The organism is Oleiphilus sp. HI0132, assembly GCF_001635845.1.
The window spans coordinates 1-731 of sequence record NZ_LWGJ01001672.1; the positions used below are offsets into that span (position 1 = coordinate 1).

The 731-nt window shown below is 45.0% G+C and carries 1 protein-coding gene; it reads right to left on the reverse strand.

Annotated elements, in window-relative coordinates; translation table 11 throughout:
* Window positions 1–86: 86 nt before the first annotated feature.
* A partial coding sequence (gene sufC, locus A3766_RS25655) for a Fe-S cluster assembly ATPase SufC (protein ID WP_068643229.1) occupies window positions 87–731 on the reverse strand: 645 nt, incomplete at its 5' end.

Sequence of the window (731 nt, forward strand, 5' to 3'; positions counted from 1 at the left end):
CGCTATATTTTTTCAGTGACTCGGGTAAGTCAGAAGACTTATTTAGACCGAAATCAATATCACTTAATAAGGTCATTACCGTGTCCCTAAGCTTTGTCTTCTTCGATGCCTAACCAGCCGTAGCCCTTTTCTTCAAGCTCAAGCGCGAGTTCCTTACCACCAGACTTAATAATCTGGCCGTTAGCAAGAACGTGAACGTAGTCAGGAACGATATAATCAAGTAAACGCTGGTAGTGAGTGACCATGACTACTGCACGCTCTGGTGAGCGCAGAGCATTAACGCCGTCAGCAACCACTTTAAGTGCGTCGATGTCTAGTCCGGAGTCGGTTTCGTCAAGAATCGCGAGTGATGGTTCAAGCATTAGCATTTGCATGATTTCATTACGCTTCTTTTCACCGCCAGAGAAACCTTCATTGACACCACGCTTCAAGAAAGATGGGTCTAGGTTAACTTGCTGAATCTTTGCTTTGGCTTGCTTCATGAATTCAGCCGCGTTCATTTCGTCCAGACCGCGGTGCTGGCGAATATTATTGATCGCAGTTTTCATAAATTGCAGGTTGCTAACGCCAGGAATCTCAACCGGATATTGGAAAGCTAGAAAGACACCTTCACGTGCTCTGTCTTCAGTTGACATGTCTAGCAAATCTTTGCTTTCGAAGTCGATACTGCCGTCTGTTACTTCATAAGCTTCATTGCCTGCAAGCACTTGCGATAAAGTACTTTTACCCGA